This window comes from Flavobacterium lipolyticum, from assembly GCF_020905335.1.
GTDB lineage: Bacteria > Bacteroidota > Bacteroidia > Flavobacteriales > Flavobacteriaceae > Flavobacterium > Flavobacterium lipolyticum.
Genome location: NZ_JAJJMN010000007.1, coordinates 1 through 2174 on the forward strand (window position 1 = coordinate 1; position 2174 = coordinate 2174).

Genomic DNA, 2174 nt, shown 5'->3' on the forward strand with positions numbered 1-2174 from the left:
AAGAAGCAGTTTGTGTAGACCATGTTGGTTTTGAAGTATCCTGAATGGTAATCACCTGAGTGAAGGTATCAGAAGTATTTCCACAATCATCTTTCACGGTCCAGGTATTGGTATAGGTTCCGGCATTAGCACAACCTTGAGAGGCCACAAAAGCACCGCTTACTTTTACGATGTTCGAAACATTAGTATCGCAAGCATCTGTAGCGGTTGGGAATAAAGCCTGTGCGGCAGTTAAAGCTGCTGTGTCGCTACATTCTACTGTTTTGTTTAATGAAGCAGCTGCAGTAGACCATGTTGGTTTTGAAGTATCCTGAATAGTAATCACCTGTGTGAAAGTAGCTGAGGTATTTCCACAATCGTCTTTCACGGTCCAGGTATTGGTATACGTTCCGGCATTAGCACAACCTTGAGAGGCCACAAAAGCACCGCTTACTTTTACGATGTTTGAAACATTAGTGTCGCAAGCGTCTGTAGCGGTTGGGAATAAAGCCTGTGCGGCAGTTAAAGCTGCTGTGTCGCTACATTCTACTGTTTTGTTTAAAGAAGCAGTTTGTGTAGACCATGTTGGTTTTGAAGTATCCTGAATAGTAATCACCTGTGTAAAAGTACTTGAAGTATTTCCACAATCGTCTTTCACGGTCCAGGTATTGGTATATGTTCCGGCATTAGCGCAACCTTGAGAGGCCACAAAAGCACCGCTTACTTTTACGATGTTTGAAACATCAGTATCACAAGCATCTGTAGCGGTTGGGAATAAAGCCTGTGCGGCAGTTAAAGCTGCTGTGTCGCTACATTCTATTGTTTTGTTTAAAGAGGTAGCTGCAGTAGACCAGGTAGGAGCAGAAATATCTTGTACAATGATCACCTGACTAACAGGAAGTGAGATGTTTCCACAGGCATCAACAGCAGTCCAGGTTCTGGTTTGTGTATAGGAACCCGCACATCCACCAGGAGTAATAACATCTTTGTAAGTTAAGGATGAAATAACGCCATTATTATCTGTTGCGGTGGCAGTAGCAAATACTGGTGTCGCAGGACAATTAATAGTAGAAGTTTGTGGCAGAGGATCAATTATTGGTTTAATAGAATCCCCGTCGATAATAGTAACTGATTTAGATATGGTACAAGAGTTTGCATCTGTAACCGTTACGGTATAAGTTCCGGCGGCTAAATTAGAAGCTGTAGCTGCTGTTCCACCAGACGGAGACCATAGGTAAGTATATCCTGGAGTTCCACCGGAAACAGTTACAGTAGCTGATCCCGTATTATCACCTCCACAGCCTACATTCATTTGTGAAGTGGTAGCGGTTAGAATTGTTGGTTCAGTGATGGTAAAAGTTTTAGTGATGGAACAAAGATTTGCATCTTTTATGGTCACGGTATATGTTCCGGCAGCTAAATTAGAAGCCGTTGCCGCAGATCCTCCGGATGGAGCCCAGGAGTAAGTATAGGCTCCGGTTCCTCCGGCAGGAGTTACCGTTGCAGAACCATTTGTTCCGGCATTACAAGATACATTCGTTTGTGAAGTTGTAGCAGTCAATGCAGCTGCAGGTTCGGTAATGGTTATAGTTTTAGTAATCGTACAAAGATTAGCATCTTTAATCGTTACAGTGTAAGTTCCGGCTGCTAAATTAGAGGCTGTTGCTGCAGATCCTCCTGATGGTGCCCAGGAATAGGTATAAGCTCCGGTTCCTCCTGTAGGTGTTACTGTTGCAGAACCTGTTGTATTTGATTTACAAAGTACGTTGGTTTGTGAGGTGGTTGCAGTTATAGCAGTTGGTTCTGTGATGGTAAAAGTTTTAGTAATCGTACAAAGATTAGCATCTTTAATCGTTACAGTGTAAGTTCCAGCTGCTAAATTAGAGGCTGTTGCTGCAGATCCTCCTGATGGTGCCCAAGAGTAAGTATAGGCTCCGGTTCCTCCGGAAACTGTTACCGTTGCAGAACCTGTTGTTCCTGCATTACAAGCTACATTCGTTTGCGAAGTAGTAGCCGTTAGAGCTGCGGCAGGTTCGGTAATGGTTACAGTTTTAGTGATGGAACAAAGATTGGCGTCATTAATGGTTACCGTATAAGTTCCGGCAGCTAAGTTAGAAGCTGTTGCTGCTGATCCTCCAGATGGTGACCAGGAATACGTATAGGCTCCTGTTCCTCCTGTAGGGGTTACTGTTGCA

General features: G+C 43.7%; 1 protein-coding gene. It reads right to left on the bottom strand.

Annotated features, from left to right (window positions below; all coding sequences use genetic code 11):
- On the bottom strand, nucleotides 1–2174 hold a 2174-nt coding region (locus tag LNQ34_RS23395), incomplete at both ends, for an HYR-like domain-containing protein (protein ID WP_230001551.1).